The 24,047-nt window shown below is 68.9% G+C and carries 17 protein-coding genes; 11 read left to right on the forward strand and 6 right to left on the reverse strand.

Features of this window, described 5'->3' with window-relative positions:
- The first annotated feature begins 89 nt into the window (after positions 1 to 89).
- The gene (locus ABD810_RS08425) at positions 90 to 2,201 is read left to right on the forward strand and encodes a hydantoinase/oxoprolinase family protein (RefSeq protein WP_344936428.1); all 2,112 of its coding nucleotides are present in this window, start codon (positions 90 to 92) and stop codon (positions 2,199 to 2,201) included.
- A complete protein-coding gene (locus ABD810_RS08430) occupies positions 2,198 to 4,060 on the forward strand; it encodes a hydantoinase B/oxoprolinase family protein (RefSeq protein WP_344936430.1) in 1,863 nt (620 codons plus the stop codon). Before ABD810_RS08425 ends, ABD810_RS08430 begins: the two co-directional genes overlap by 4 nt.
- Here the strand turns inward: ABD810_RS08430 and ABD810_RS08435 are convergent.
- The gene (locus tag ABD810_RS08435) at positions 4,057 to 7,599 is read right to left on the reverse strand and encodes an nSTAND1 domain-containing NTPase (protein ID WP_344936432.1); all 3,543 of its coding nucleotides are present in this window, start codon (positions 7,597 to 7,599) and stop codon (positions 4,057 to 4,059) included. The genes ABD810_RS08430 and ABD810_RS08435 overlap by 4 nt on opposite strands.
- A 284-nt stretch (positions 7,600 to 7,883) precedes the next feature.
- On the opposite strand from ABD810_RS08435, the gene ABD810_RS08440 reads away from it, so the two are divergent.
- Positions 7,884 to 9,014, forward strand: a complete 1,131-nt coding sequence (locus tag ABD810_RS08440; RefSeq protein WP_344936434.1) for a hypothetical protein — start codon at positions 7,884 to 7,886, stop codon at positions 9,012 to 9,014.
- A gap of 151 nt (positions 9,015 to 9,165) precedes the next feature.
- Positions 9,166 to 9,612, forward strand: a complete 447-nt coding sequence (locus ABD810_RS08445) for a hypothetical protein (protein ID WP_344936437.1) — start codon at positions 9,166 to 9,168, stop codon at positions 9,610 to 9,612.
- A 133-nt stretch (positions 9,613 to 9,745) separates the two neighbouring features.
- On the opposite strand, the gene ABD810_RS08450 is transcribed toward ABD810_RS08445, so the two are convergent.
- Together ABD810_RS08450 and ABD810_RS08455 are read right to left on the reverse strand one after the other, a co-directional pair.
- Positions 9,746 to 12,013 carry a glycoside hydrolase domain-containing protein gene (locus tag ABD810_RS08450; RefSeq protein WP_344936439.1) on the reverse strand — a complete coding sequence of 756 codons (2,268 nt, stop codon included), beginning with the start codon at positions 12,011 to 12,013 and terminating at the stop codon, positions 9,746 to 9,748.
- Positions 12,014 to 12,288: 275 nt separating this feature from the next.
- Entirely contained in the window at positions 12,289 to 12,702 is a 414-nt protein-coding gene (locus ABD810_RS08455; protein ID WP_344936441.1) for an ATP-binding protein, read from the reverse strand.
- Between the two features lie 474 nt (positions 12,703 to 13,176).
- Here ABD810_RS08455 and ABD810_RS08460 point away from each other — a divergent pair, with 474 nt between their 5' ends.
- From ABD810_RS08460 to ABD810_RS08470, 3 genes are all read left to right on the forward strand, one after another.
- A complete protein-coding gene (locus ABD810_RS08460; protein WP_344936443.1) occupies positions 13,177 to 14,019 on the forward strand; it encodes a cellulose binding domain-containing protein in 843 nt (280 codons plus the stop codon).
- A 42-nt stretch (positions 14,020 to 14,061) separates the two neighbouring features.
- Entirely contained in the window at positions 14,062 to 14,259 is a 198-nt protein-coding gene (locus tag ABD810_RS08465) for a hypothetical protein (RefSeq protein ID WP_344936446.1), read from the forward strand.
- A gap of 603 nt (positions 14,260 to 14,862) precedes the next feature.
- Complete coding sequence (locus ABD810_RS08470) at positions 14,863 to 16,197, forward strand: NsdA family TPR-like regulatory protein (RefSeq protein ID WP_486387623.1); 1,335 nt, start codon at positions 14,863 to 14,865, stop codon at positions 16,195 to 16,197.
- Positions 16,198 to 16,282: 85 nt separating this feature from the next.
- On the opposite strand, the gene ABD810_RS08475 is transcribed toward ABD810_RS08470, so the two are convergent.
- Entirely contained in the window at positions 16,283 to 16,585 is a 303-nt protein-coding gene (locus tag ABD810_RS08475; RefSeq protein ID WP_344936451.1) for a hypothetical protein, read from the reverse strand.
- A 104-nt stretch (positions 16,586 to 16,689) separates the two neighbouring features.
- On the opposite strand from ABD810_RS08475, the gene ABD810_RS08480 reads away from it, so the two are divergent.
- On the forward strand, positions 16,690 to 17,175 hold the full coding sequence (locus ABD810_RS08480; RefSeq protein ID WP_344936453.1) for a hypothetical protein: 486 nt from the start codon (positions 16,690 to 16,692) through the stop codon (positions 17,173 to 17,175).
- 2 nt (positions 17,176 to 17,177) lie between these two features.
- On the opposite strand, the gene ABD810_RS08485 is transcribed toward ABD810_RS08480, so the two are convergent.
- Together ABD810_RS08485 and ABD810_RS08490 are read right to left on the reverse strand one after the other, a co-directional pair.
- Positions 17,178 to 19,076, reverse strand: coding sequence for a DUF6571 family protein (locus ABD810_RS08485; RefSeq protein WP_344936455.1), 1,899 nt, complete (start codon positions 19,074 to 19,076; stop codon positions 17,178 to 17,180).
- Between the two features lie 729 nt (positions 19,077 to 19,805).
- The gene (locus ABD810_RS08490) at positions 19,806 to 20,570 is read right to left on the reverse strand and encodes a DUF2786 domain-containing protein (RefSeq protein ID WP_344936457.1); all 765 of its coding nucleotides are present in this window, start codon (positions 20,568 to 20,570) and stop codon (positions 19,806 to 19,808) included.
- A 358-nt stretch (positions 20,571 to 20,928) separates the two neighbouring features.
- Here ABD810_RS08490 and ABD810_RS08495 point away from each other — a divergent pair, with 358 nt between their 5' ends.
- The 3 genes from ABD810_RS08495 (at position 20,929) to ABD810_RS08505 (ending at position 24,039) form a co-directional block, all read left to right on the forward strand.
- Entirely contained in the window at positions 20,929 to 21,081 is a 153-nt protein-coding gene (locus ABD810_RS08495) for a hypothetical protein (RefSeq protein WP_344936459.1), read from the forward strand.
- A 179-nt stretch (positions 21,082 to 21,260) separates the two neighbouring features.
- Positions 21,261 to 22,418, forward strand: a complete 1,158-nt coding sequence (locus ABD810_RS08500; RefSeq protein WP_344936462.1) for a CaiB/BaiF CoA transferase family protein — start codon at positions 21,261 to 21,263, stop codon at positions 22,416 to 22,418.
- Positions 22,419 to 22,470: 52 nt separating this feature from the next.
- Positions 22,471 to 24,039: a carboxyl transferase domain-containing protein gene (locus tag ABD810_RS08505; protein WP_344936465.1), complete on the forward strand. Its 1,569-nt coding sequence runs from the start codon at positions 22,471 to 22,473 to the stop codon at positions 24,037 to 24,039.
- Positions 24,040 to 24,047 lie beyond the last annotated feature (8 nt).

Genomic DNA, 24,047 nt, shown 5'->3' on the forward strand with positions numbered 1-24,047 from the left:
CGAACGGCGAGAACTGCCGATGAGAGGTCGATTCCTTGGCGAAGCTTGCTGATTCCGGTGGCTGGAGACGTTCAGTAAACACTGAGAGCATGCGCAGCGTCCGTATCGGCGTCGACACCGGGGGCACGTTCACCGACGTGGTCGCGGTGGACGAGCAGACCGGTGAGATCACCACCACCAAGACCCCCTCCACCCCGGCCAACCCCGCCGACGGGTTCATGAACGGCGTGCACAAGGTCCTGTCCGGACGGAGCCTCTCGGAGGTGGCCGGCATCGTGCACGGCACGACCGTGGCCACCAACCAGTTGCTCGAGGACCGCCCCGTCGACCTGGGCTTCGTCACGACCGAGGGATTCGAGTTCATCCTGGAGATCGCCCGGCAGAGCGTCCCGGACGGGTACGGCAACTCGTACTTCTGGGTCAAGCCGCCGCGCATCGTGCCAGTGCATCGCGTGAAGACCGTGGGCGGGCGTCTCGACCATCTCGGCGAGGAGGTGCGGCCGTTCGACGAGGCGCAGGCCGTGGCGGTGGCGCGGTGGTTCCGAGACCAGGGCATCAACGCCATCGGTGTGTGCTTCCTGCATTCGTACGCCGACCCCGCCCACGAGCGGCGCATGCGCGAGGTGCTGGAGCGCGAGCATCCCGACGCGGTCGTGTCCCTGTCCAGTGACGTCCTGCGCGAGTACCGCGAGTACGAGCGCTCGGTCACGACCCTGGTGGACGCGGCGGTCAAACCCACCATGCGGCGTTACATCGCGAACCTGGCGTCCCGCCTGGGCATGCCGTTCTCGGTGATGAAGAGCAACGGAGGGGTACTCTCCGCGGCCGAGGTGGTGCACCAGCCGATCACGACGGTGCTGTCCGGCCCGGCCGCGGGCGCGCTCGGCGCCGCGCTCATCGCCGGCACGGCCGGGCACCCCTCGGTGATCACGCTCGACGGCGGCGGCACCTCGACCGACGTCGCGGTCGTCGTCGACGGCGAGCCGTCGCTGACCACCGAGGGCACCATCGGCCGGTACCCCTGCAAGATCCCCATGATCGACATCGTCACCGTCGGTGCGGGCGGCGGCTCCATCGCCTGGATCTCGCCCGAGGGCACGCTGAAGGTCGGCCCGAAGTCCGCCGGAGCCGACCCCGGCCCGATCTGCTACGGCAAGGGCGGCACCGAGGTGACGGTCACCGACGCCCACGTCTACCTCGGCCGCGTGCCGCCCCACCTGCTCGGCGGCGAGATCCCGCTGGACTCGGGCGCGGCCAGGGCCGGCATCGAGGCACTGGCCGGCAAGCTCGGCCTTACGCCGGAACGCACGGCCGCCGGAATCCTGGAGATCAGCGCCTTTAACCAGTCGAACGCCATCCGGCAGATCACGGTGAAGCGCGGGCTCGACGTGCGCGACTTCCCGATGGTCGCCTTCGGAGGTTCGGGGCCGCTGCTGGTGTGCCGATTGATAGACATCCTGTCGATCCCGGCGGTCGTGGTGCCCGCCAACCCGGGGAACGTGTCGGCGTTCGGGCTGCTCACGGTCGATGTGAAGAACGACTACGTCCGCACGCACGTCACCCGCGAGCTGTCCCTGGAGACGGCCGCGGCCATCCTCGGTGACCTGGAGGCCCAGGCCGCCGGCGCACTCGACCGCGAGGGGTTCCCCGGCGACCGGCACGTCTACGCGCGAAGCGCCGACCTGCGCTACTACGGCCAGGCGTACGAGGTGCGCGTGCCCGCGCCGGCCGGGCCCGTCGACGAGGCGTGGCGTGCCGACGTGCTCGACCGGTTCCACCAAGCCCATCACAAGCTCTACGGGTACGGATACCGCGACGACCCCCGGCACGCGGTCGAGTGGGTCAATCTGCGGGTGTCGGGCATCGGCCCCATCACCCGCCCCGCAGTCCCCGAGCTCCCGCCGGGGGACGGCGGCGCGACCGCGGCCCCGGACGCCCGCCCGGTGTACTTCGACGAGGACCTGAGCTCCCCGCTCCAGGAGAACGGCTGGCGGACGGCCCCGATCCACCGGCGCGGCGACCTGCGCCGTGGCGACGTCGTCACCGGGCCCGCGGTGATCGAGGAGTACGGCTCCACGCTTCCCCTGCATCCCGGCTTCACCGCCGAGGCCGACGGGCACGGCAACCTCGTGGTGCGCCGCGAGGCCGGGGACGGCGACATGGAGCGCGGGGCACGGATCAAGGATGGAGCGGGCGAGTGACAACGGTTGACCCGGTGCTGGTCGAGATCGTCGAGGGAACGCTCGCCTCGGTGGAGATGGAGGTCGAGACGGCCATCGCCCGTACGGCCCGCTCACCGATGATCCGGGACGCGCACGACTTCCGGGCGGGCATCCACGACGTACGGCTGCGCAAGCTGACCGGCCGCTCCTACTCCGCCCTGGTCCAGCCGATCGTGCGCGACTTCCCGATCTCGGAGATGAACCCGGGTGACGTCTTCTTCCACAACGACGTCTACCTCTCCGAGGGCGGCATCGGCCACCTGCCCGACCTGTGCGTCACCGTGCCGGTCTTCCACCAGGGCGAGGTGGTGGCCTTCGTGCAGGCGTTCGGCCACCATGACGACATCGGCGGATCCGTGCCCGGCTCGATGCCCTCCCACGCGCGCAGCGCCTTCGAGGAAGGGCTGATGGTCCCGCCGATCAAGCTGTGGGACCGGGGTGTGCCCAACCGGGCGGCCTTGACCATCATGACGCGCAACTCCCGCATGCCCGACTCCCTGTCCGGGGACCTGGACGCGGAGTGCTCGGCCTGTCTCATGGGAGCCCGCCGCCTGGGCGAGCTGTTCGACCGGTACGGCCGGGCGGCGGTCGAGGCGTGCTTCGACGCCGTCATCTCCAAGACCACCGAGACCTTCCGGCGCGAGCTGCTCGCCAAGATCCCGGAGGGGACCCACGTCTGGGAGGACTACGCCGAGCACGACGGGGTGGACGAGCCCCGGCTGCACACTCAGCGCATCACGCTGACCGTCGACCACTCGGCCGAAAAGCCCCTGGTCATCGACTTCACCGGCACCTCGCGCCAGGCCAAGGGGCCGATCAACCACGCCGGCGACTACGCCGGGGGGGTGTTCCTGAAGAAGTGGCTCGCGCCCATCCTGCGCAATCTCGCCGACACGCCCGAGCGGATGGCGGAGCTGGACGTCAACGAGGGCGTGGTCCCGCTGATCGAGATGAGGTTCCCTGAGAAGGGCACCCTGCTGACCCCGATCTTCCCGGCGCCGACGAACGCCCGCACCTTCGTCATCCTGCGCCTGCTCGGCGTGCTGGCCGGGGTGCTCGCCAAGGCCACCGGCGGACGCATGCCCGCCGACCAGGAGACCATCCGCTACACCGGCGTGTACGGGGACGACCACGAGGGCCGGCCGTATCTCATGAGAGAGGTCCTCGGCGGCGGGTCCGGCGGGCGCTGGTACGCCGACGGGGAGGACACGATCCACGTGGTCCCCGATTCGCGCAACATCCCGGTCGAGTTCGCCGAGTCGCGCTGGCCGTTCCGGGTCGAGCGGCTCGGCCTTGCCCAGGACTCCGGCGGCCCCGGTCTCTACCGGGGTGGCCTCGGATACGACAAGCACATCCGGATGCTGCGCGACGCCTCGTTCATGTCCATCGCCGACCGCTCGATCCTGGCGTGCTGGGGGGTCAACGGCGGCAGGGCCGGACGCCCGTTCCTGGTCACCGTCGCCGGCCAGGAGATGGAAGGGCTGGTCGACGACTTCCCCGTGCGCGCCGGGGAGATCGTCCGGGTCCGGACCACCGGGGGCGGCGGCTGGGGCTCGCCGTACGACCGCGACCCCGCGCTGGTGGCGGCGGACGTCCGCGACGGCAAGGTGTCGGCGGAGGCGGCGCGGGACGACTACGGCGTCGTCCTGTACGGCCCGGCCACCGAACCGCGGGTCGACGGCGCGGCCACCGAGGCGCTGCGCGACCGGCTCCGAGCCGCCCGGCCGGTGGCCTTCTTCGACCGTGGCCCCGGCTACCCCCTCCTGTCCGGAGGACGGCAGTACGCCGAGACCGACCTCGTGGAGGGCGACGCGGGGAGGCCAAGCCGTCAGGACTAGCGGTCGACCCGCCGGTCGACCCCTTGGAGGAGCAGCGTCGTCGGCGCGCAGGCGTCGCAGTTCCAGACGCGGATCGTCCCGTCCCCATGCGCGGTGGCCAGCCGCCGCCCGTCCGGCGCGAACTCGACACTTTCCACACTGGCGCCGAACCCCGCGATCGTCAGGGGGTCGCCGGCCACGTCGGAACGCCAAATGCGCACGGTGTCATCGTGTCCGGCGGACGTCACCCAGCGGCCGTCGCCGCTGAAGGCCACCGACCACACCATGCCCTGATGGCCTCGGTGCACCAGGGGGGCGGCCCGTCCGTCGACCGGCCAGACACGCACGGTCCCGTCGGCGCCCGCGCTGGCCACACGACGGCCGTCCGGGCTGAACGCCACGGACCAGACGAGCCCCTGGTGGCCGCGCAGCACGACCGGCGCGGGGGCACCGCCGGCGTCCCAGATCCGCACGGTGCCGTCCTGCCCGCCGGTGACCACGCGGCGCCCGTCCGGGCTGAAGGCCGCGTACCGGATCTGGCGGTCGTCGGCCTGCCGTACCACGGCGGGGCCGTTGCCGTCCGCCGGCCAGATCCGCAAGGTGCCGTCCACTCCGGCACTGGCCACGCGACGCCCATCCGGGCTGAGAGCCGCCGTCCAGACGACGCCCCGGTGACCACGCAGGATCACCGGGGGCTTCGCACCGGTCGTATCCCATATGCGCACCGTGCCGTCGCGGCTCGCGCTCACCACGTGCCGCCCGTCTCGACCGGCGGTGACGCCGAGGACCTCTTCTCGGTGACCGCGCAGCACCCGCCGTCCGCCGGTGGCCAGGTCCCAAACGCTCACGGTCCCGTCGATCCCGCCGCTGTAGAGCCGGCGCCCGTCGGGGCTGAACGCGGTGGTCCAGACGGCCCCCCGGTGCCCGCGCAGAACCTGGGTGCCATCCCAGGGAGACCAGATCCGTACGGTGCCGTCCTCACCGGCGGTGGCGAGCCGCGCTCCGTCCGGGCTGAACGCCGCGTTCCAGACCACCCTTTGGTGACCGCGTAATACCAGGGGGTGGCCCCCGCCGCTGCTGCTCCAGATCCGTACAGATGAGTCGTCGCTGGTGGTCGCGAGCCAGCGGCCATCCGGGCTGAAGGAAAGGCCCTCGACGGTCCCATCGTGGCCTCGGAGCACGACGGGGTCGGCGCCCGGCTTCACCGGCCATATCCGAGCCGTGCCGTCGACGCCGGCGCCGGCGATCCGGGTTCCGCGCGGGTTGAAGCGCAGGTTCTTGACCGCGCCGCGGTGGCCGCGCAGCACGGCGGAGGCCTTCCGCCCGGTGGCGTCCCAGATCCGCACGGTGCCGTCGTAACCGCTACTGGCGAGCAGGCCGTCCGGGGCGAACGCCACGCCCGCCACCGCTCCCTTGTGCCCGTGCAGCACGCGTGGTCGGCCGGTTCCTGCGGCGTCCCAGATCCGTACGGTGCCGTCATCGCCCGCACTCGCGACGCGACGCCCATCGGGGCTGAAGGCCACGTTCCACACCGGTCCTCGATGCCCGGTGAACACGCGGGGTGCGGTGCCGCCGTCCAGCGACCACACCCGGACCGTGCCGTCGATGCCCGCGGTGGCCAGGCGCCGTCCGTCCGGGCTGAAGACGGGGCTCCACACCTCACCCCGGTGCCCGGACAGCTCGACGGGAGGCCCCTTCGGGAGACCGGTGCCCGGGCGGTCCCACACGCGCACGACGCCGTCCGAGGAACTCGACGCGAGGCGCAGGCCATCCTCGCTCCACACGACACCGAGCGCCCGGCCCTGATGACCCGGCACCGATCCGATGAGCCGGTCGTCGATGAGCCCTTGCCGCAGCACGGTCTCCGCCTCATCGGTGGGCCAGACGGCGTACGCCCGCCGTGCCTGCCGCAGCGCGAGCTCCGGGTCGAACTGCGACTGAGCGCGGGCCTCGGCCGCCAGTTGCCGCGATATCGCGATGTCGCGCTGGGTGGTGAGCTGCCCCGCCTGCGCCAGCGTCATCGCCGCGAGCACGCTCACCGCGAGCACGGCCGAAGTGAGCCCGGCCAGCCAGAGGCATACCCGCCGCCGGGCCGCCGCGCGCTCGCTCGCCTGCTGGCGGCGGCCGGTGGCGAGGAAGTCGCGCTCCAGATCGTTGAGCTGGTCCAGAGGATGCTCCTCCCAGCGGGCCAGCCGTGCTCCCCGGTACAGGAACGCCCCGTCACGGCCGTGCTGATCCCATTCGCCGGCGGCCTCGGTCAGCTTGCGGTGGGCGCGAAGCAGGTCGCGGTCCTCGGCGAGCCAGGAACGCAGCCGGGGCCAGGTGCGGATCAGCGCCTCGTGGGCGACGGTGACGCTGTCCTGGTCGGCGGTGACCAGCCGCCTCTCGATCAGCCTGTCGAGCACGAACGCCACGGACACGCTGTCGGGGCCGCTCACCAGCTCCAGGCGGGGGGCTCGCCGCCGGGTGTCCTCGGTCCCGTCACCGGGGGCGGTGAGGCGCAACATCACCCGCCGGACCAGGTGCCGCAGGTCGTCGGGAAGCTCGTCGTGGACACGTTCGGCCGTCATGGCGATCGCGCCGTGCACCCCGCCCGCCGCCCGGTAGCCCGCCAAGGTCAGCGCCGCGCCGCGGCGCCGACGCCAGGTCTCCAGCAGCGTGTGCGAGATCAGGGGCAACGCGCCGGACTGGTCGCGCACCTCGGACACCACGAGGTCGACGAGCCGCGGGTCCACCTTGCAGCCCACCCGCTCCGCCGGTCCGATGATCGCCTGCCGCAGGTCCTCCTCGTCCATCGGGCCGACCAGAACCTGCCGGTCCTGGAGGGCGTCGATCAGCTCGCCGTACCGTGCGCAGTGAGCGTAGAAGTCGGCCCGTACGCCGAGAAGGACGCGCGCCCTCGGCTCGCCGGCCAGGGCGGTGATCACGGAGATGAACAGTGCCCGCTCCCGCTCGTCCTCGCAGACGGTGAAGATCTCCTCGAACTGGTCGACCACCACGAGCACGCACGCGCCGGCCGGTCGCTCGGCCAGGAGCTGTGCCACCGTGACACGGATGGCGGCGGGGATGGCGTTCAGCGAGTCGTACAGCGAGGAGGCCGCGATCCCGTTGAGGTTCGCCAGATGGACGCAGAGCGCCTCCAGCGGGTGCTCACCCGGTGTGAAAAGGGCGACCCGCCAATCCTCGGCACCGGGCGCGATTCCGGTGGAGATCGCGGGGATGAGCCCCGCGCGGAGCAGTGACGACTTGCCGGCCCCCGAGGCTCCGAAGACGGCGAGCAGGGGGGTCTCGGCGAGCCGGGCGCACAGGTCCCGCACCAGCCGTTCCCGGCCGAAGAAGAGATCGGCGTGCTCTGGTCCGAACGTCGCGAGCCCGAGGTAGGGCGCTTCGCCCGCCGGCTGCGCGGGCTCTGCGTCGTCGCACGGGGCCAGCTCTTGGGTGAGCTTGTGCCAGCGCCGCTCCCATTCGGTGGCGTCGCCACCGCACGCTCGCACGTACGCGAGGGTGACCGGCAGGCTCGGCAGCACCGAGCCCCCCGCCGCCTCGGAAAGGGCCGTCACCGAGAAGTGCGCCTTTCTGGACAATTCCCGATAGCTCGGTTTTCCGGCGCTTTCCCGTAATCGGCGGAGTTCGATGGCGAACCGGTGAAGTGGGTCTCTTGCCGGGTCGAGGCCGCGTTCCGGGCGTCCCATACTCCTGCTTCCCCCGTAAGCGTTGTTTGTCCAGTGCGACAACCCCCACCTGGACAACCCAGCGATGACTATACCCAGAACTGCGCCGCTTGCCGGAGTTATGGCATTCAGCGCTGGATCCGGCCTGCACGGAAGGGAGCGAGGAAGCAGTCATGCGAGTGAGGGAAGCCGCCGCGTTCGTCACCGGCCTTGTCGCACTCGTCACCGGCTGCTCTCTCGGGACCGGTGGTGAGGGACCGTCCGTAACGTCCACGGCGCCGCGTCCGCCACGCGTTCTGCATGCGGACGCGGGCGGGGCCGTGGTCTTCGATCCCGCGGCGGCCACGATCAGCGGCGTCGATCGCGTTCGCGGGCGGATCTGGCAGGACCGGGAGATCTCTGAGACGGCGACCGACATCATGTGCCTCGCCCGCTGCCCCGCGGTGGTCGTGTCAACGAGCCAGGCGGAGATCCCGCCGAGCCCCGCGGTGGACGCCTCTCGTGACGGGGCGGCCGCGCCGTTCCAGCTCACAGCGCAAGGACGGGCACCGTTTCCGGTCTCCGGCACGGCGCGCGTGCTCACCGCCGTCTCACCCGGAGACACGGTGGTGGAGGAAGTGGCCGGTGGCCGCACCTGGATCACCATCGTGCGCCCTGGGGGAAGAGAGCGCATCGCGGTCCCGCACTCCGGCTACCGGTGGGTGGAGGCGGCGGACCGCAGCGCGGCGCTCGCCTTCTCCACCCGGCCGGACGCGCGGGACGGACGGCTGCTCAGATTCGCCCGCGAGCCGGATGGCTGGAAGCAGGTCGGAGAAGGGCTCCAGTGGGGTCCCATCACCGACGCCTGCCTGGCCGGCCACGGCGAGACGGCCCTGGTGACCGGGGCCGAGACGGCCTTGGTGCGCTGGAGTTCCGGCCGGGTCCCCGTGGACCGTGCGCTCGCCGAAGCGGGGGAGTGCGCACTCGGGACCGGCGTGGCGGCGCTGATCTCCCGCGCGGTCAGCGTCCAGGGCGACCACCGCACGGTGGTGTACGGACTGGACCCGACCGGCCGCTCCACGTGGCGACGGGAGTTCGCCGCCGAAGTCGGCGTCACCGCACATCCGTCCGAGCCGTATCTCGGGATCTCGGACGGCAGGACGTTCGCTCTCGTGGACGCCAGAGGCGAGACCGTGTGGACACGAGACGCGGTCACCGCCGCGCGGTTCACATCGGACGGGCAACTCGTGGTCGTCGCCCCGGACGGGGAGGTGCGGTGGCTGCCGGCCGACCTCATCGGCAAGGCCAACGCGGAAAGTCCCTGAATCCCGGGGCTCGGGATCGTCCTCGGAGGCGTCGGCCCCCCATACCACCGCGATATCCGCGCGGAATCAGCCGACTCGGCAGGAGGTGATGCAGCGCACTATTTCTCGAAATTTCGGCACTTAACGTAAATATTTTGACAAGGAGACAAGAATGCTGAAGAAGCTTACAGGAAGTGCGATCCTCGCCTCAGGAATGGCGATGGTGGCCATCGTCGGGGGCGCGACCGTGGCGCACGCCGCGTCCGTATCCGGTGCCTGCACCACTTCCGGTCTGAGCGCGACGGGATGGGTCCACTACACCTACGTCTCCAGCACCGCCCGGGACAAGATCGACAAGTTCACCTGGCAGATCAACGGCCAGTCGGGCTCGACCCAGAACGACGTCATCCTCGAGTTGAAGCGGGACGTCAACGTCGGTTCCGACACCGTGCACTACTCGTGGTCCACCGGAAGCGCGTCCAACGGCGCCGGCAGCCACACGCCCAGCCAGGCCGTGTCCGTGCCGGCGAGCTACAACGCCTATGGGCGGTTCAACTTCATCTTCGACCGCAACAACGCGAGCGACCCCTCGTGCGTCGCGACGACCAGCCGGTTCTAGCCGCCAGGGCCTGAGCGTGGCGGAGCTCCGATGTCATCGCACCCACGCGGCACGGGGCTCCGCCTCCCATCTTCCCCTCCTGGACGTGTTCGGCCGCTCCCTCGCACTCCCCGGCGCGGGTGCGGCCGCACCGTCATCTCAGAGAGGCGTTGTACTTCTCGAACACCGCGTAGACGCCGGACAGCTCGTGCCCGTACTGCTCGGCGCCGGCCCCGGTGCCGTTGTACCGGGCCAGTACCTCGCCCAACTGGGTCGTGTCGTAGGCCAGAGGGTCGCCTCCGACGCCCGACTCGTGGGCGCCGTTGATCAGCACAAGCGGCACGGTGCTGATGTTGTGATCGGGGTCCTCGCGGAGCCGTCGCCAGACGGCCTGGGTCACATGCCAGTCGTCCGGGTCCAGCGGCCGTTCGTCGATGAGGCCCGAGACGATCCCGTGGTTGTGCGCCGCGATCGCGGTACGCGCGAAGATCTGCCCCAGGCCGGTGCTCGCGTCCTCCTTCAGTACGAAAGGAGGGGTCGGCATGGGCACGTCGAGCCGCTGGTCGGGCGGGAGCGCCTCCCACGCCTCCAACTCGGTGCGGTAGCCGTAATAGGCGGTGACCGCCAGATCGGCCAGCGCGTCCTCGGGGGTGAGCTTGCGGATCTCCCAGAAGATCGGGCCCTGGATCAGCGCCTTGCGCATCCGGTGGATGCGGCTCAGGCCGGTGATGAGCGCGTCGTGCGCCAGGACCAGGTCGAGCGCGTGCTCGGTGGAGTTCGGCCATATCAGCGGCATCTCGCGGACACCGATGGAGTCCAGATAGCCGGTCAGGTCGCGGAGCAGGTCGTCGCGGCGTGACATGGCGAAACCCACGTCGAGCGGCCGGCTCGGGGGGGCGGGCGGCGCGAACAGCGACTGGCCGGGATCCCGCCCGGAGGCCACGTCGTTGTCTATCTCGACGGCGCCGTCGCCGTCGCCCACGGTGATGGTCGATATCTGGTCGAACGCCCAGTCGGCGGGCAGCGGGAAGCCGAGGTTCCCGCTGAAGCCGGTCGACATGTCCGACACGAAACTCGACACCGTCAGGCCCTCGCTAGCCAGGCGGGCGCAGACGTTGCGCGGCCCGTAGACCCCGATCGGGTATCCGCCGCCGAAGTGCCGCAGGCGGGTGGCCAGTGCCCTGAAGTGCGGGATGATCCGCTGGGTGACGTCGCTGTCGAGCGCGTCGAAGTCGACCGCGTAGTAGATGGTGGTCCCGCGGCCGAAGCCGTGGTCACGGGCCGCCTCCATGGCGGCAAGAGCGTCCTGCGCGCCCTGCTCGGGGGAGAAGTAGTCCCGTGTGTGGCCGCTCGTCTGGTAGATCGGGAACGCGCTCAGGCCCGCCGATGTGATGGTCTGAAGCTCGCCCGGCTGGATCTTCTTGTTCAGCGACGACCCGGGGGCGTTCGTCAGGTAGCGCCCCACGGTTCCGTAGCCCTCGACCTTCAGGACGAACGCGCGGGCCGGGGTGATCTCGGTGACGCAGTCGCACGCCGTTCCCCTGCGGGTGGGATCCCCGCTGCTCACCAGCAGCGACGCCCAGGTCTGGTAGCCAGCGATGCCGTTGGCGGGCAGGAGCCGCGCGAACGCCTGGAACTCGGCCACCGCGTCCGCCACGGCGGGGGTGTACGACCCGTCGAAGGGGACGTTCCACCCGTTGAACCTCATCGCCGCCTGGAACAGACGGACGAACCGTTTCGCCTGGTCGAGGCTGCCGGGGCCGAGGACGGCCTGATCCTTCAGGCCCGCCTGGGTGCCGGGACCGAACCGGCCGGTCGCGGTCTCGTCGTCCATACCGATCTCGAACTGGATCGCCAGGAGCAGCGACTTCTGGACCTCACGGGAGAAGCGCCCGTCGCAGGGGACGACCCGGAAGTTCCGGCGGGTGATGTAGGTGGCGTTCAACCATTGCTGGATATTTCGTATTTGCGGTGACGCACCGCTGAGGAGGACGTACGCGTCCATCGTCAGCAGTGCCGCGAACACCTTCGGCACGACGCCCGGGGGGAAGGACCCCTCGACACCCATGTCCGTTCTCAACCTGGTCACGCTGGCGCTCGTGGTGGAGTCGTACGTGCCTGACATGCCGCTGCCGTTGTATCCCTTGCAGTACAGGGCGCTCTGCACGATCTTGATGATGTTCTGGTTCGTCGTGGCGGCGTCGATGACCGGCCAGGCGGTGGTGAGGGTGCCCATGGTGGCGGGTCCGAACGTGTCGCTCAGCGGGGCGACCCCCAACTCGTGCTGCAGCGCCCGTATGAGAGCCCGGACCGTCGTCCACCCGGTCTTTCCGTCCTCCGGGATGGGCGTGTATCCGGCGACGCCCCCATAAACCGAGTTGACCCACTGCTGCGCCTGCAGGACCAATTTATCGCCCACCATCGTCCCTCCTACACCGCAGAAACCACCATCAACGCCCCCAAGCCATGCCAATACGCCTCAACGCTAGATGAGGCAGCAGATCATGACCATGGCCGCCGTGCTCAGCGTTCGGTGGCCCCCGTAGGGTCGGACTGGTGCCGGTGCGGCAGGTCGGACGGCCGCTGTGGCTTTGTACGTCATCGGGTTCGCCGAGGGAGCGAGCACGCATGTGGTCGATGCCCATCAGCATGTTCCGCTGTTCGTGCTGATTCTTGCGAGCTGGCTGTTGGAGGCCCTTAACGGGCCGTCCCAGGCTGTGACGGTCCCTCAGGGACGAGAGTGAACCACACGACGCAGCGGGGGTGCTCCTCGACGAACCCCCACTGGTCGGAGAGGGCGCGTAACAACCGGATCCCCCGTCCGGACTCACCAAGGTCGTCTTGGGAGGTGTGACCGCACACGCACGGCGAGGTCTCCGCACCTTCGTCGATCACCTCGATCTGCAGCCTTTGCCCCTCCTCGACGAGGACGACAACCCCGACGGCCGCCGACCGGGTATGCAGCACCGCGTTGGTGAAGCTCTCTGACAGCAAGAGGACGGCGTCGTCGAGGCGCGGATGGCCGTCGACCACCTTGCGCAGCCACCGCCGGGCCTCGGCGACCGATGTCTCGACGGCCGGAAACACGGCCTTCTCCAGCGCCGGGAACACGGCCTTCTCTACGCTCCGCCCGTCGCGAAACGGTAGCCCCGACGAGAGGGGTGCATCACCTTCGACGGACACTTCTCGCCCACCTCCTTGCTCCTGGCCTTGGTACTTGCAGGTGACGCTAGGAAGGTGATCCGAGGAAAGGCAGCACTGCGGTGCGTCACGCCAGGTCGCCCGGGCACCTGCCCCGTGTCTCCCCGGTGTCCGCTCGCCCCGTCCGGGCGCGTCATGCGGGGCGGCGCGTGCCCCTCACCTGGAGGCCGCGCAGGCTCCGGCCCTGTCCGCGGGGATCCCGGAACGTCCGCCTTGGAACCCTGAAAGTTACATCCCCACCGGTGGCTCGGCGTCCTGTCCGGGCTCGCCACCTGCCGACAGTCCGCGCAGCCTCCCGCCCGCTGCGCCGCGCCGTTGACCGGCCCGGTTCCGATTCCCATGCTCGTGTGCGGAAAGCATCCGTGCCGTGCGGAAGGGCGAACGATGAACAGACGATGGGCGGTCTCCTGGGCCGCCGCCGCACTGGTCGCCGCGGCTTTCATCATCCCCGTGGCGGCGAGCGCCTCCTCCGCGGACCTCAGCGGCAGTCCGGCCGCGGGGACGCCGGCGCCGTCGTCGTCGTTGCTGTGGCCGTGCTACGACCCCAAGACCTACCCGCCGAGCATGCCGCCGCCGACGCCGCCGACCGCCCCCGGCACCCCCGAAGTGGTGCAGGTGGTCAACGTCTACGTGCATCTGCGCTGGGCCGCCGCCACCGACCCGGACGGCCTGGCCTGCTACCAGGTGTACGAGGACAGCAACGGCACGAAGATCAAGGTCGGCACGTTCGGTCCCGATGTCACCGACGGGACGTTCACCGTGAACTGGCCGTCGGGCCACACGCCGTCGCGGGTCGCCTCCCTCTACATCGTGGCCGTCGACCGGTGGGGGGCGGTCAGCCCGCCGTCAGGGACGATCAACGTCACGATCTACAACGATCTGCCGCCTCCGCCTCCGTCCCCGACTCCGTCGGTCGCCTGCCACGTGACCTACAGCTCCTACACCTGGTTCGGCGGCATGACGTCGTCGGTGTCGATCAACAACACCGGTGCGATACCGATCAACGGCTGGCGGCTCACCTTCGCCTTCCCCGACCCGGGGCAGAAGCTGTCCAACGGGTGGACGGCCGACTGGTCGCAGACCGGCTCGACAGTGGCGGCCACCTCGCTCACGTGGAACCGGCAGATCCCCCCCGGTGACGCCGTCACCATCGGCTTCAACGGCACCAACAAGGGCGCCAACCCGGCTCCGACCACCTTCCAGGTCAACGGCTCCACCTGCCGCTGAACTTCGTGTGCCCCGCTCGGCCGCTTGGCTAGCATTGAAAGGATGAACGAGCCGCAGAATGTCACGCTTCCCAACGGCCGCAACCTCAGCTGCGACACCTGCCAGAACGAGCTCTTCGAGTACCACCAGTGGAAGCTGCAGACCACCGGAATGTCGTTCATGAACCTTGACTGGGCCAACCGTGACGCCAACTGCTTCGTGTGCAGCGAGTGCCGCCGCATCCACTGGTTCCACACCTGACCGGCGCCCCCGCAGGTGCCGGTCGCGACCGCCAGGCCGATGCGGCCCGGAGTGCGGCCGCGGCGACCGGCGGTGGCCTGGGCCGGGTTCCTGGCACGTCGCCAACTTCTCCGCCTGGGCTGACGTCTCAGTTCGCATGGAAAGAGATCGGCTGGGGGACTACTGGCTGGCCGGCAAGATCGGCGAGGGCGGCCAGGGGGTGGTCTAGCCTGCGCCAGGCCGTGTCCGCCGGACGCGCTTTCGGCGGAGACGACCTGCATCGCCTGGCCACCGCGATCGCGACCGCGCCGACCGCCATCCACGAGGCCGGGGTCGTCCACTGCGACCTCAAACCGGTTCGGGGCCGATCCGGGCACCTTCCAATATTTTCTCGCCGGGCGGTCGCCTCGGTCCGAGAAGAGAAAGAGGTTCTCTCCGCCGAGCCTGAGCGCCCTGGAGAGAAGCGTGGCCATGCCTCGTGTCGCGACCGGTCCCCGCTGTGGCGTGGGTATTCCGCCTCCGTGTCGTCGACGCGAAAGGAGCAGGAGGCACACCGGGTCGGCTTTACCATGAGCATGCTGTCACTTGATGTAGTCGATCAATCACCGAAAGTGGGCGACGCTCATGTCCTCTCCGCGGACCTTGCTGAAGGCGTTGCTGGTGAAGCGGCACCTGGAGACGCATCGGGCGTTCTGCCTGGAGTACGACAAGGTGGCGCGGAACATCGACCGCAGGCTGATCGGCTCGTCCCCGAGCAGAGAGGCATATGGCCGGTGGCTGAAAGGCCACCTGAAGACCAAGCCCCAAGCCGACCACTGCCGCGTCCTGGAACGAATGTTCCCCGGCCACACCGTTGCGGAACTCCTCGCCCCGTACGACCCTGAAAACAGGGACGTCGTTGTCCAGGCACGTCCGGACCCGAGGGAGGCGGCCACGAACAGGCGAGAAGTATTCCACCTCGGCGCCACCACCATGGCCTTAGGGCTAGCGGACACCGTCTGGCGTGGCCCCGACCTGCTGGAACAGGTCCTTGATGCGAGCAATGTGAGCGAATCCCGCCTCCTCTACTTGGAGAGCGAAGCCGAGAGGCTCGGTCTGAAAGTCCCGCCACCGGACTTGCTGCCAGAGACTCTTCTCCATCTGGAGAGCGTCAAAGACCTGCTCAAACGTAGGCAGCCCGTGGAGGCTCAACGCCGTCTGATACGAATCGGCGCCAAACTTTCGATCGTTGTCGGCGAGATCATGTTCTGCGCCAACCACTTTCCCCTCGCCCGCCGCTGGTTCGCAGCAGCCGCACGTGCGGCAGAGGAGGCCGGCGACCGGTACCTGGCAGATCTCGTGCTGGCCAGCACAGCACTTATACCAACTTATTCGTCTGATCCGCATGTGGTTCTTTCCACGGTCGCTCCCCGGTTGGAAAACGCCGTTGGAGCGACGCCCGCGATTGCCTGGATGTGGGGCTTCGCCGCACTCGCGCACGCGTCCCTTGGCGATCGAGACGCCTTCGAGAGAGCCGTCAGTCGATCCGGCAAGACTCTTGATCGCTGTCCCATGGATTCGCTTCAGCCGGGAATCCTCTCCTTCCAACTGGAAAGGCTCACTTTCTACGAAGCGCGCGGGAGGGCCGATCTCGGCGATCTCGACGGCACGGCCGACGCGGTGTCCCGGGTGTTGTCGTCATATGACTCCGGTGCCTCAAACGATCCCGCGCTCGCACGCTTCGCCTATGCGTGCGCTCTCGTCAAGGCTGGGGAGGTCGAGGAGGCTTGCCGCCTCGCCACAACCGCCCTCCGCGAATCACCCACCAGGCCCAGCGTCACCGTAGTCGTACGTGCTCACGAGTTCGATGACCTGCTCAGGCCCTCTGGGTCGGTCACCGCAGACTGGCGCGAAGCACTGTCCGACCTGCGCGCCCCTGACCCAAGGTTGCTCCTCGCATCAGCTCATCAGGCGAACTGAGCGGATCTGGGCGTTTCATGCGCAATGTCGGCCCTCCGCGGTCATCGTCTTGATCCGCCTCGCGCACGGCATCGGCTCGCGAAGCCTAACTCCAGCCGCCGAGGCTGGAAGCGGTCGCTCTGGACACCTTGGTCGGTGTGGACTGGAGTTCCGCCTCCAGTTCCGCAAGGACGTGTTCGGCCGCCGTCTTGATCCTGCTCCTGCGCCCGTTCAACTCCTCGCCGAACGCCCGCGCGGACGGCCCCACCCAGACCGCCTGACCCCCGAACTGCGCACACGCCCGATCGAGCGCCGTCTCCAACACATGAACATGCGCCCGCACAGCGGCGAGTGCAGTCTCCAGGTCCCGATACTTCGGGTTGGGTACCAGATCGTCGTCGAGAGGCAACGCTAGACTCCTGCTGCGATGAAATACTCGATGAGAGCGTAGATACTAGATGGTGCAGCGGTTCCCGTTGAGATTATGTAGGACGGGACGAGTTTCGGCCAGATGTGGAGGCGCAGACGATGCTCGGCCTGATGGGTCCCGATAGTCTCAGGCGCTATCTAGCTCTGGCCCTTCTAGTATCGCTCACGCCGATGGCCATGACATCGTGTAGTTCCGACACAGGCCCCACGGCTACTCAAGCCGGTCAAACGCTTAAAAAGCATATTCTTCAGCTATTGAAGGAACGTAACGCTGAGAACGTGGTTGTCACCGATCCGGGTGGCAAAGACATTCCGTGTGGAGATGGCAAGGCCAAGCAGACATTTGCCGCGACGGGCGACGACCTTCCGGAGAGGAAACCGGATGTCCTTGTCGACTCACTGTGGGGAGCGTTAGGGCGTGTTGCGCCTTATGAATTTGTATCTGCTGGAGATCCAGGCGCCCCTGTTCGCCTGCAAAGCAAGATGACTCGAACCGTACTGGTTCTAAGCTCGCCTCGAAGTGGAAAGTACCTCGTTACGGGCGAAACGTTTTGTCTCGACGAAGAGTGATGCTAGTGCTTAAACTGTGATGTACGGGCATTGGCATAATTTTTGCGTCCATCGAATCGGTCTGCAAGTAAACGGCTGAGGTCACCCAGAGAGCGTTTATCGCTACCTGCGCCGTTTTCTATGAACCACCGATCAAGAGTGCTTAAGCCTTCTTTTCCAGATTTGAGAATGTCATTGAAGGGACGGAGGTGTCCTTTGGAGTCGGCAATGATACCTCCAGTGGGGTTCGATGCTTGATAGTCGTGGGGGGAGACGGTGGGGGTGAATCCTACGCTCATCAAGGACTGGGCTATTGCGTGTTGGCGAGCGAGGGTCTGCTGCTCGTCAGTCTCACGGATCTTGTCCATTGCAGTTTTTTCGCCTGGTTTGAAGGTGTCGGCGGCGGACTGGGCGGTGCTTAGGAGGGTCCATGTCAGTGGAATGGCCTCACCAATTGCTGTCAGGCCTGCCAAGTTCATGCTGGCGCCCATTAAGAAGCTTCTGACCTTGTCGGCAGCTTCGGCCGCGTCGTCCTTTATCTGGCCGTGCACTTCCTGGGCCGCCAGTTGGAGACCGCTGACGTTGCCCAAGGCGGCGAACACGTCATCCAGTTTGGTGGGATCCTGGTTCTTCTTCATTTCCGGGACATTCTTGCTGATCAGATCGGCGGTGAGGAGCTCCATGCCTGCCTGGAAGGGAATCTGGTTGTCCACGGTGTCGGTGAAGGTCTTGAGGTAGCGGTATGTGTCCTCTGGGCTGAGCCGGAACTGGGGGTTCAGCCCGGGGATTCGTGACTTCACATCTCCGAAGGCGCTGGAGAGTAAGTGATTGGCATCTCCGAAGTTGGCGCCTTCGGTGATTTCGGTGGCGTAGGCGCCGGCGATCTCCGCTAGATGGACTCTGGTCTCCTGGCCGAATTTCAGGTCGTCCATGGTCGTCATGACGGTGAAGGCGAACGATGCGGCTTCCTTGGTGTGGTGTCCGTCTTTCTCGTCGTAGGCACCGGAGGCGGCGGCGAGCAGGCGACCGAAGGCGTCAGCATCACCGGCGAGGCCCCTGTTCGGCCCGGTGCGCGCGGCGAGATCGGCTATGTACTTCTTGAGCTTGGCGTCGTCGTGGTCGGTCACCATGCCCAGGGCCAAGCGCGCTGCAGCCGGATTGTTGCCCAGGGCGTTCAGCAGTCCAGCGTTCGCCCGGCGCGGTTCGCGCAGGCCGTTGGCCACGGCAATCTGAGCCAGCCACTCGGCGGGAAACGCTCCCGAGCTCAGGAGCAGCCCTGTGCCCGCCTCGTCGTGCCGGTTCTCTGGCTTGGCGAGGCCGTCTTTGACCTTCGTGAAGCCTGCCACACCGGATCCGGCTGCCACAGCGGTGCCGAGAGCAAGGCTTACCGTGCGGATCACCTCGTCTTGGCGCTTCGGAGTCAGCAGGGCCTCCTCGGGCGATTTGAGGTGCTGCCTGAGCATCATCGGCAGTTCGCGGGTGCCTTCCACGCCGAGGGCGGCGAAGAATGCGGCGGTGTAGTCAGGATCGTTCACGTGCGCGGCCAGGGCGTTGACGATCTCCCCGAAATGATCGTTCGTGAACAGGGGGTACCGCGAATTGGACGCCATTCCCTGGTACTTCGCGGCGAGGGCGCGGCCGAGGCGCTGAGCTTCGGCCGGAGGAAGGACATGGTTTTCTTGGTACGCCACCAGGCCGGTGGTTCCGGTGGGGGACCAGTTGGGGAGGTTCGAGGTCTGGTGGGCGAGTTTGCTGCGGCGGCGGAGGTCGGGGAGGCGGTCGTCGATCCAGCGTTCTACCTCGCCGATGGGGTCCAGGGAGGTGGCGGGGACGCCTTCGGCGGCGAAGGCCTGGCGGATCGCGGCGGTGCGTTCGCCGATGACGCCGCGGGCGTGTTCCATCTCAGTGATGAAACCGTCCATAAGCCCCGGATCGATCCCGGTGAAGTCAGGGGAGAGCGGTCCCGTCCCCGACGGTAATGTGCCCATGCCTATTAGCCCCTCCGACGCCCCTGTTGCCGGACGACCAACGTAACCCAGTCGCTCCCGGAAATCCCGCCGTTGTGGGTCGATCGCAATGCTTGAGGGTGCTGGCGTACGACTGTGGGAGTAGTACGGGTGGGGCACATTACCTGCGGCGGCGTAGTGCGGGACGCGCCGTCGGAGCTATGGCAAACCGGGAGCGGGAGAGCAGTGTGGAGGGCGTCCGATCCGGGGAGGAGAAATGCCTCAGCACATTGGGGTCCTTGGCCCGTCGTCCCCGTCTTCTGGGCGCTGTTCTGGGTGACCATGGCGGTGCTGGTCGTCCCGTGGGGTGGGAGCCGACTCGTCGTGCCGGGAGCTCACGCCTCCGGCGGCCCGTGCGGGGGCGCGGTGGCGTGCGGACGGGGTGAGGGCCGGGTCGCCGTGGCTGATGTTCACCCAGGGACGCGAGATCTCCGGCCGGTCCCCTAGGTGCGCGCTGACGGGTCCTGACGTGCCCTCCCAGTGCCAGACCCGCGTCATCACCGTGCCGTGCCGTGCCGGAGGATGGCCGCGTCACGCTGGCCGCACTGGCCGAGCCGTGTAGTGCTTGTGGGTGGACTTGCAGGGCCGGGCGGCCGGGCTCTTGTGGGGCGTACGGGATAGGTGGCGGGGTTGCCGGAGGCGGGATCAGGTGGTGAGTTCTCCGGTTGGGAAGCCGCCTATGGTGCGGTCGTTGAGGTCGGCGTGGTGGCCTGCCTTGCGACCGGTGTCGTAGCCGTCGCGGTCGAGGGTGGTGCCTCGGGCGGGCCGCAGGCCGGGGAAGCGGCGGTCGAACTCGGCCTGGACGAGAGCCGTGCGGTCCAGGAGGACGAGCTCGGCGCCCGTCCCTCTCACCTGTTCGGTCACCTCACCCACCCGGTCGCGGAGCTTGGTGGCCACGCCGGAGCCGAAGCCGACGTAGAAGGCCCGCCGGAAGTCGGCCGCCGCGCGGGCTCGCCGGTCCTTGGCCGTCACGTACTCCAGCTCGGCGGCGGTGAAGCGCCGCAGCGCAGGTCTGACCTGGTTCTCCATCTGCAGGGTGATGGAAGGCAGGAGCACGCGCATGCCGTCCAGCACGGCTTCGGGGCCGATGACCGTCATGGTGACGCGCTTGGCGCTTCGGATGCCGCGGCCCTTGACGCCGGTCCAGCGTTGCGCGCCCTTGCAGCCGAGCGCGTCGCAGACGAGGTGGAGTGCCCAGCATCGTTCCCGGGCGTGCCCGCCGCGGTTGGACACCTCGAACTCGATGCCGTCGATGGTCTCGACGCGGCCGGTGGTTCCGCGCCGTATGGCTGCGGCGTCCAGGCCGTGCCTGAGCATGAGTGCGGCCGCGTGCGCGGAGGCCAGCGCAGCCTCCTCCTCGCCGGTGTTCGGGTGCTCCGCGAGGTCGAGCAGGCGCCGGACCCTTTGCATGATCTTGGCCCGGGACGCCTCGTCGGTTCCGGTCAGCGGGGGCTCCGGGAAGAGGCCGATGGTGGCCGGACGCCGATGGGCGACGGTGTGACCATGTGCTCTCGCCTTCCTGTGATGTCTGGAAGGACCCCAACCTAGCTCACGCCGTCATGCTGGAAGGCGTCGCCCGCGGGTCGGCGGCGGGTCGCCGAGAACGTCGGAATCGTCATGCGGCCATCGTGGGTTAGTCGTGGTTATGTCCGGCAACCGTCACTTAATGTCCCGTTTTTGGAGCTGCTGGGCACTATGTGTGATTGGCGAGGGAGGTCCTGGGTAGCCGTTCAATGGAAACGGTGACCTACACACGGTGGTGAAGAGAATGACCTCGATGGTTGACCGCATCAAGGATTACCTGCGCACTCCGAAGGGACAGGCGCACATGGAGAAGGCCAAGACGATGGCCCGCGATCCGCGACACCAGCAGAAGCTGCGCGACCTCGTGAACCGCTGGCGCGCGCGCAGGACGCACTAGCCGGCGCCCCGGCCGCGGACCAGCCGGGCGATCCGGGTCCCTGCAGGTTGGGTGGCCCGGGTCGCGTCAAGACCGGGGACCGGATCGGGGAGTCACCTGGGTGTCGAGCGGGCGGTGCCACCTGGCAGGCTTGCGGGTGGAGAAGGTGCTCTCCCCCCGACCCCCCGTGGAGGCTGACCTTGCAGGGACCTCTGAGTGACATCGTCGTCCTCGACCTGTCCAGAGCGCTGGCCGGGCCGCATGGAGCGCAGATGCTCGGTGATCTGGGCGCCACGGTTATCAAGGTGGAACATCCCGACGGCGGCGACGAGTCGCGTGGCTGGGGCCCGCCGTTTGTCGGCCCTTCAGGCGATATTTCCACGTACTTCCTGTCAGCCAACCGCAACAAGCGCTCCATCACCCTCGACCTCAAGTCCGACGAGGGCACCGAGCTGCTCACCCGGCTGATCAAGCAGAGCGACGTGCTCGTCGAGAACTTCCGTACGGGCGTGCTCGACCGCCTCGGTTTCCCCGTGGAGCGACTCCACGAGCTCAACCCTCGCCTGGTGATCCTCTCGATCACTGGCTTTGGCCACGATGGCCCCGAGGGCGGCCGCCCCGGGTACGACCAGATCGCGCAGGGCGAGGCGGGCCTGATGAGCCTCACCGGCCCCTCGCCCGCCGAGCCGTACCGCGTGGGGGCCTCGATCGCCGACCTGCTCGCGGGCATCCACGGCGCCTACGGTGTGGTGGCCGCCCTGTACGAGCGCGAGCGCACCGGCAGGGGAAAGGTGGTGCGGACCTCGTTGCTCGCCTCGGTCGTGGGCGTGCACTCCTACCACGGGACGGCGTGGACGGTCGGTGGCAAGGTGCCGGTCGCGGGCGGGAACCATCACGCCTCGATAGCCCCGTACGGTGCCTTCCGCTGCGCCGACGGCATGATCCAGATCGCGGTCGCCAATGACGTGCAGTGGCGCAAGCTCGCGCCCCTCCTCGGTATGGACCCGGGCGATCCGCGATACGCGGTCAACAGGCAGAGGTTCGCCCACCGCGACGAGCTGATCGCCGACATGGAGAAGGCGCTGACCGGCCATGACCGGGCACATTGGCTCGCCGCGCTGGCCGACGTCGGCATCCCCGCGGGCGCCATCCGCTCCCTCGACGAGGTCTACTCCTGGGACCAGGCCCGGTCGCAGCAGCTCGTCGTCACGGTGGAGCACCCGGAGCTCGGAGCCATCGAGCTGCCGGGGTCGCCGCTCCGCTTCGACGGCGAGCCACCCGCCGAGCACCTTCCCCCGCCCGCGCTCGGCCAGGACAACCAGGCGGTGCTCGACTGGCTGGCCGAGCGGGAAGCGTGACACGCACGGTGACGCGATCGGTGCCCCGGAACGGGCCGCGCGGAGGACGGCGATGACCCTCGTCCGCCCAGACGCCAACACGCTGATCCGCACCGTCCTGGACTCCGGTTCGTGGAAGTCGTGGGACGAGCCCACGGTGGATCCCGCGCCGCCGGGGTCGCCGTACGCAGAGGAGCTTGCGTCCGCGCGCGCCAGGACGGGGTACGACGAGTCGGTGGTGACGGGGGAAGGGCTGCTGGGCGGCCGTCGTGTGGCGGTGATGGCGTGTGAGTTCTCCTTCCTGGCCGGGTCCATCGGGGTGGCCGCCGCCGAGCGGCTGGTCCGGGCGGTCGAGCGGGCGACGGCCGAAGGGCTGCCACTGCTCGCCGCGCCCGCCTCGGGCGGCACCCGGATGCAGGAGGGCGCGCTCGCTTTCGTCCAGATGATCAAGATCAGCGCCGCCGTGTCCGCCCATCGGGCCGCCGGCCTGCCGTACATCGTCTACCTGCGCCATCCCACGACCGGTGGGGTCTTCGCCTCATGGGGTTCGCTGGGTCACCTCACCGCCGCCGAGCCCGGTGCGCTGATCGGCTTTCTCGGCCCGAGGGTCTTCGAATCCCTGTACGGATACCCCTTCCCGCCGGACGTCCAGGTCGCGGAGAACCTCTTCAAGCACGGCCTGGTCGACGCCGTGGTCTCGGCCGAGAACGCCCGCGCGATCGCCATCAGGGCCCTGGCCGTGCTGTGCGCGCCCAGGGAGGCCAAGGAGCTGCGGTCGCGCAGGGAAGAGCTCGCGCGCAGGGAAGAGCTCGCGCGCCGGCACGAGCCGGAGGAGCGGCCCGTCGCGGTGGAGGCGTGGGAGGCGATCAGCCGGTCGCGTCGCGACGACCGGCCGGGGGTCAGGGCGCTGCTCAAGCTGGGCGCCTCCGACGTCACCCCGCTGAACGGCACGGGTGTGGGGGAGAACGACCCCGGCCTGCTGCTCGCCCTCGCCAGGTTCGGCACGGCTCCGGCCGTCGTGCTCGGCCAGGACCGCCGGCGGCAGCGGACGGGCCGGCAGCTCGGCCCCGCCGGGCTGCGGGTCGCCCGCCGGGGCATGCACCTGGCCGCCGAGCTGGGCCTGCCGCTGGTGACCGTGATCGACACGGCCGGGGCCTCGCTGTCGAAGGCCGCGGAGGAGGGCGGGCTGGCCGCCGAGATCGCCCGATCCCTCGCCGACATGGTGATGCTGGACGCCCCGACCGTCTGCCTGCTCCTCGGCGAGGGAGCGGGCGGGGCCGCGCTGGCCCTGCTGCCGGCCGACCGGGTGCTCTGCGCCCAGTACGGCTGGCTGTCACCGCTCCCGCCCGAGGGCGCCTCGGCGATCCTGTACCGGACCATCGACTTCGCTCCGGAGATCGCCAAGACGCAGGGGGTCCGCGCGCAGGACCTCAAGCGGGACGGCATCGTCGACCGCATCATCCCCGAGCTTCCTGACGCCGCCTACGAGCCCAGGGCCTTCTGCGAGCGGGTCGCCCGCACCCTGGAGTACGAGATCATCGGGCTGATGGAGCGCGCTCCCGAGGATCGTCTGGCGACCCGCCTGGCCCGTTACCGCCGCCTCGGCGCCGCACCTCCGGCCGCCGAGGGCGACCCGCTCTGACCTGCCGA

Source organism: Sphaerisporangium flaviroseum (assembly GCF_039537005.1).
GTDB lineage: Bacteria > Actinomycetota > Actinomycetes > Streptosporangiales > Streptosporangiaceae > Sphaerisporangium > Sphaerisporangium flaviroseum.

Excerpts from the sequence above, each read along its gene's own strand:
- ABD810_RS08485 (WP_344936455.1), bottom strand. The coding sequence starts at position 19,076 with ATGGACGGTTTCATCACTGAGATGGAACACGCCCGCGGCGTCATCGGC.
- ABD810_RS08440 (WP_344936434.1), top strand. The coding sequence starts at position 7,884 with ATGCGAGTGAGGGAAGCCGCCGCGTTCGTCACCGGCCTTGTCGCACTC.
- ABD810_RS08470 (WP_486387623.1), top strand. The coding sequence starts at position 14,863 with ATGTCCTCTCCGCGGACCTTGCTGAAGGCGTTGCTGGTGAAGCGGCAC.
- ABD810_RS08505 (WP_344936465.1), top strand. The coding sequence starts at position 22,471 with ATGACCCTCGTCCGCCCAGACGCCAACACGCTGATCCGCACCGTCCTG.
- ABD810_RS08465 (WP_344936446.1), top strand. The coding sequence starts at position 14,062 with ATGAACGAGCCGCAGAATGTCACGCTTCCCAACGGCCGCAACCTCAGC.
- ABD810_RS08490 (WP_344936457.1), bottom strand. The coding sequence starts at position 20,570 with ATGCAAAGGGTCCGGCGCCTGCTCGACCTCGCGGAGCACCCGAACACC.
- ABD810_RS08450 (WP_344936439.1), bottom strand. The coding sequence starts at position 12,013 with ATGGTGGGCGATAAATTGGTCCTGCAGGCGCAGCAGTGGGTCAACTCG.
- ABD810_RS08445 (WP_344936437.1), top strand. The coding sequence starts at position 9,166 with ATGCTGAAGAAGCTTACAGGAAGTGCGATCCTCGCCTCAGGAATGGCG.
- ABD810_RS08425 (WP_344936428.1), top strand. The coding sequence starts at position 90 with ATGCGCAGCGTCCGTATCGGCGTCGACACCGGGGGCACGTTCACCGAC.
- ABD810_RS08495 (WP_344936459.1), top strand. The coding sequence starts at position 20,929 with ATGACCTCGATGGTTGACCGCATCAAGGATTACCTGCGCACTCCGAAG.
- ABD810_RS08460 (WP_344936443.1), top strand. The coding sequence starts at position 13,177 with ATGAACAGACGATGGGCGGTCTCCTGGGCCGCCGCCGCACTGGTCGCC.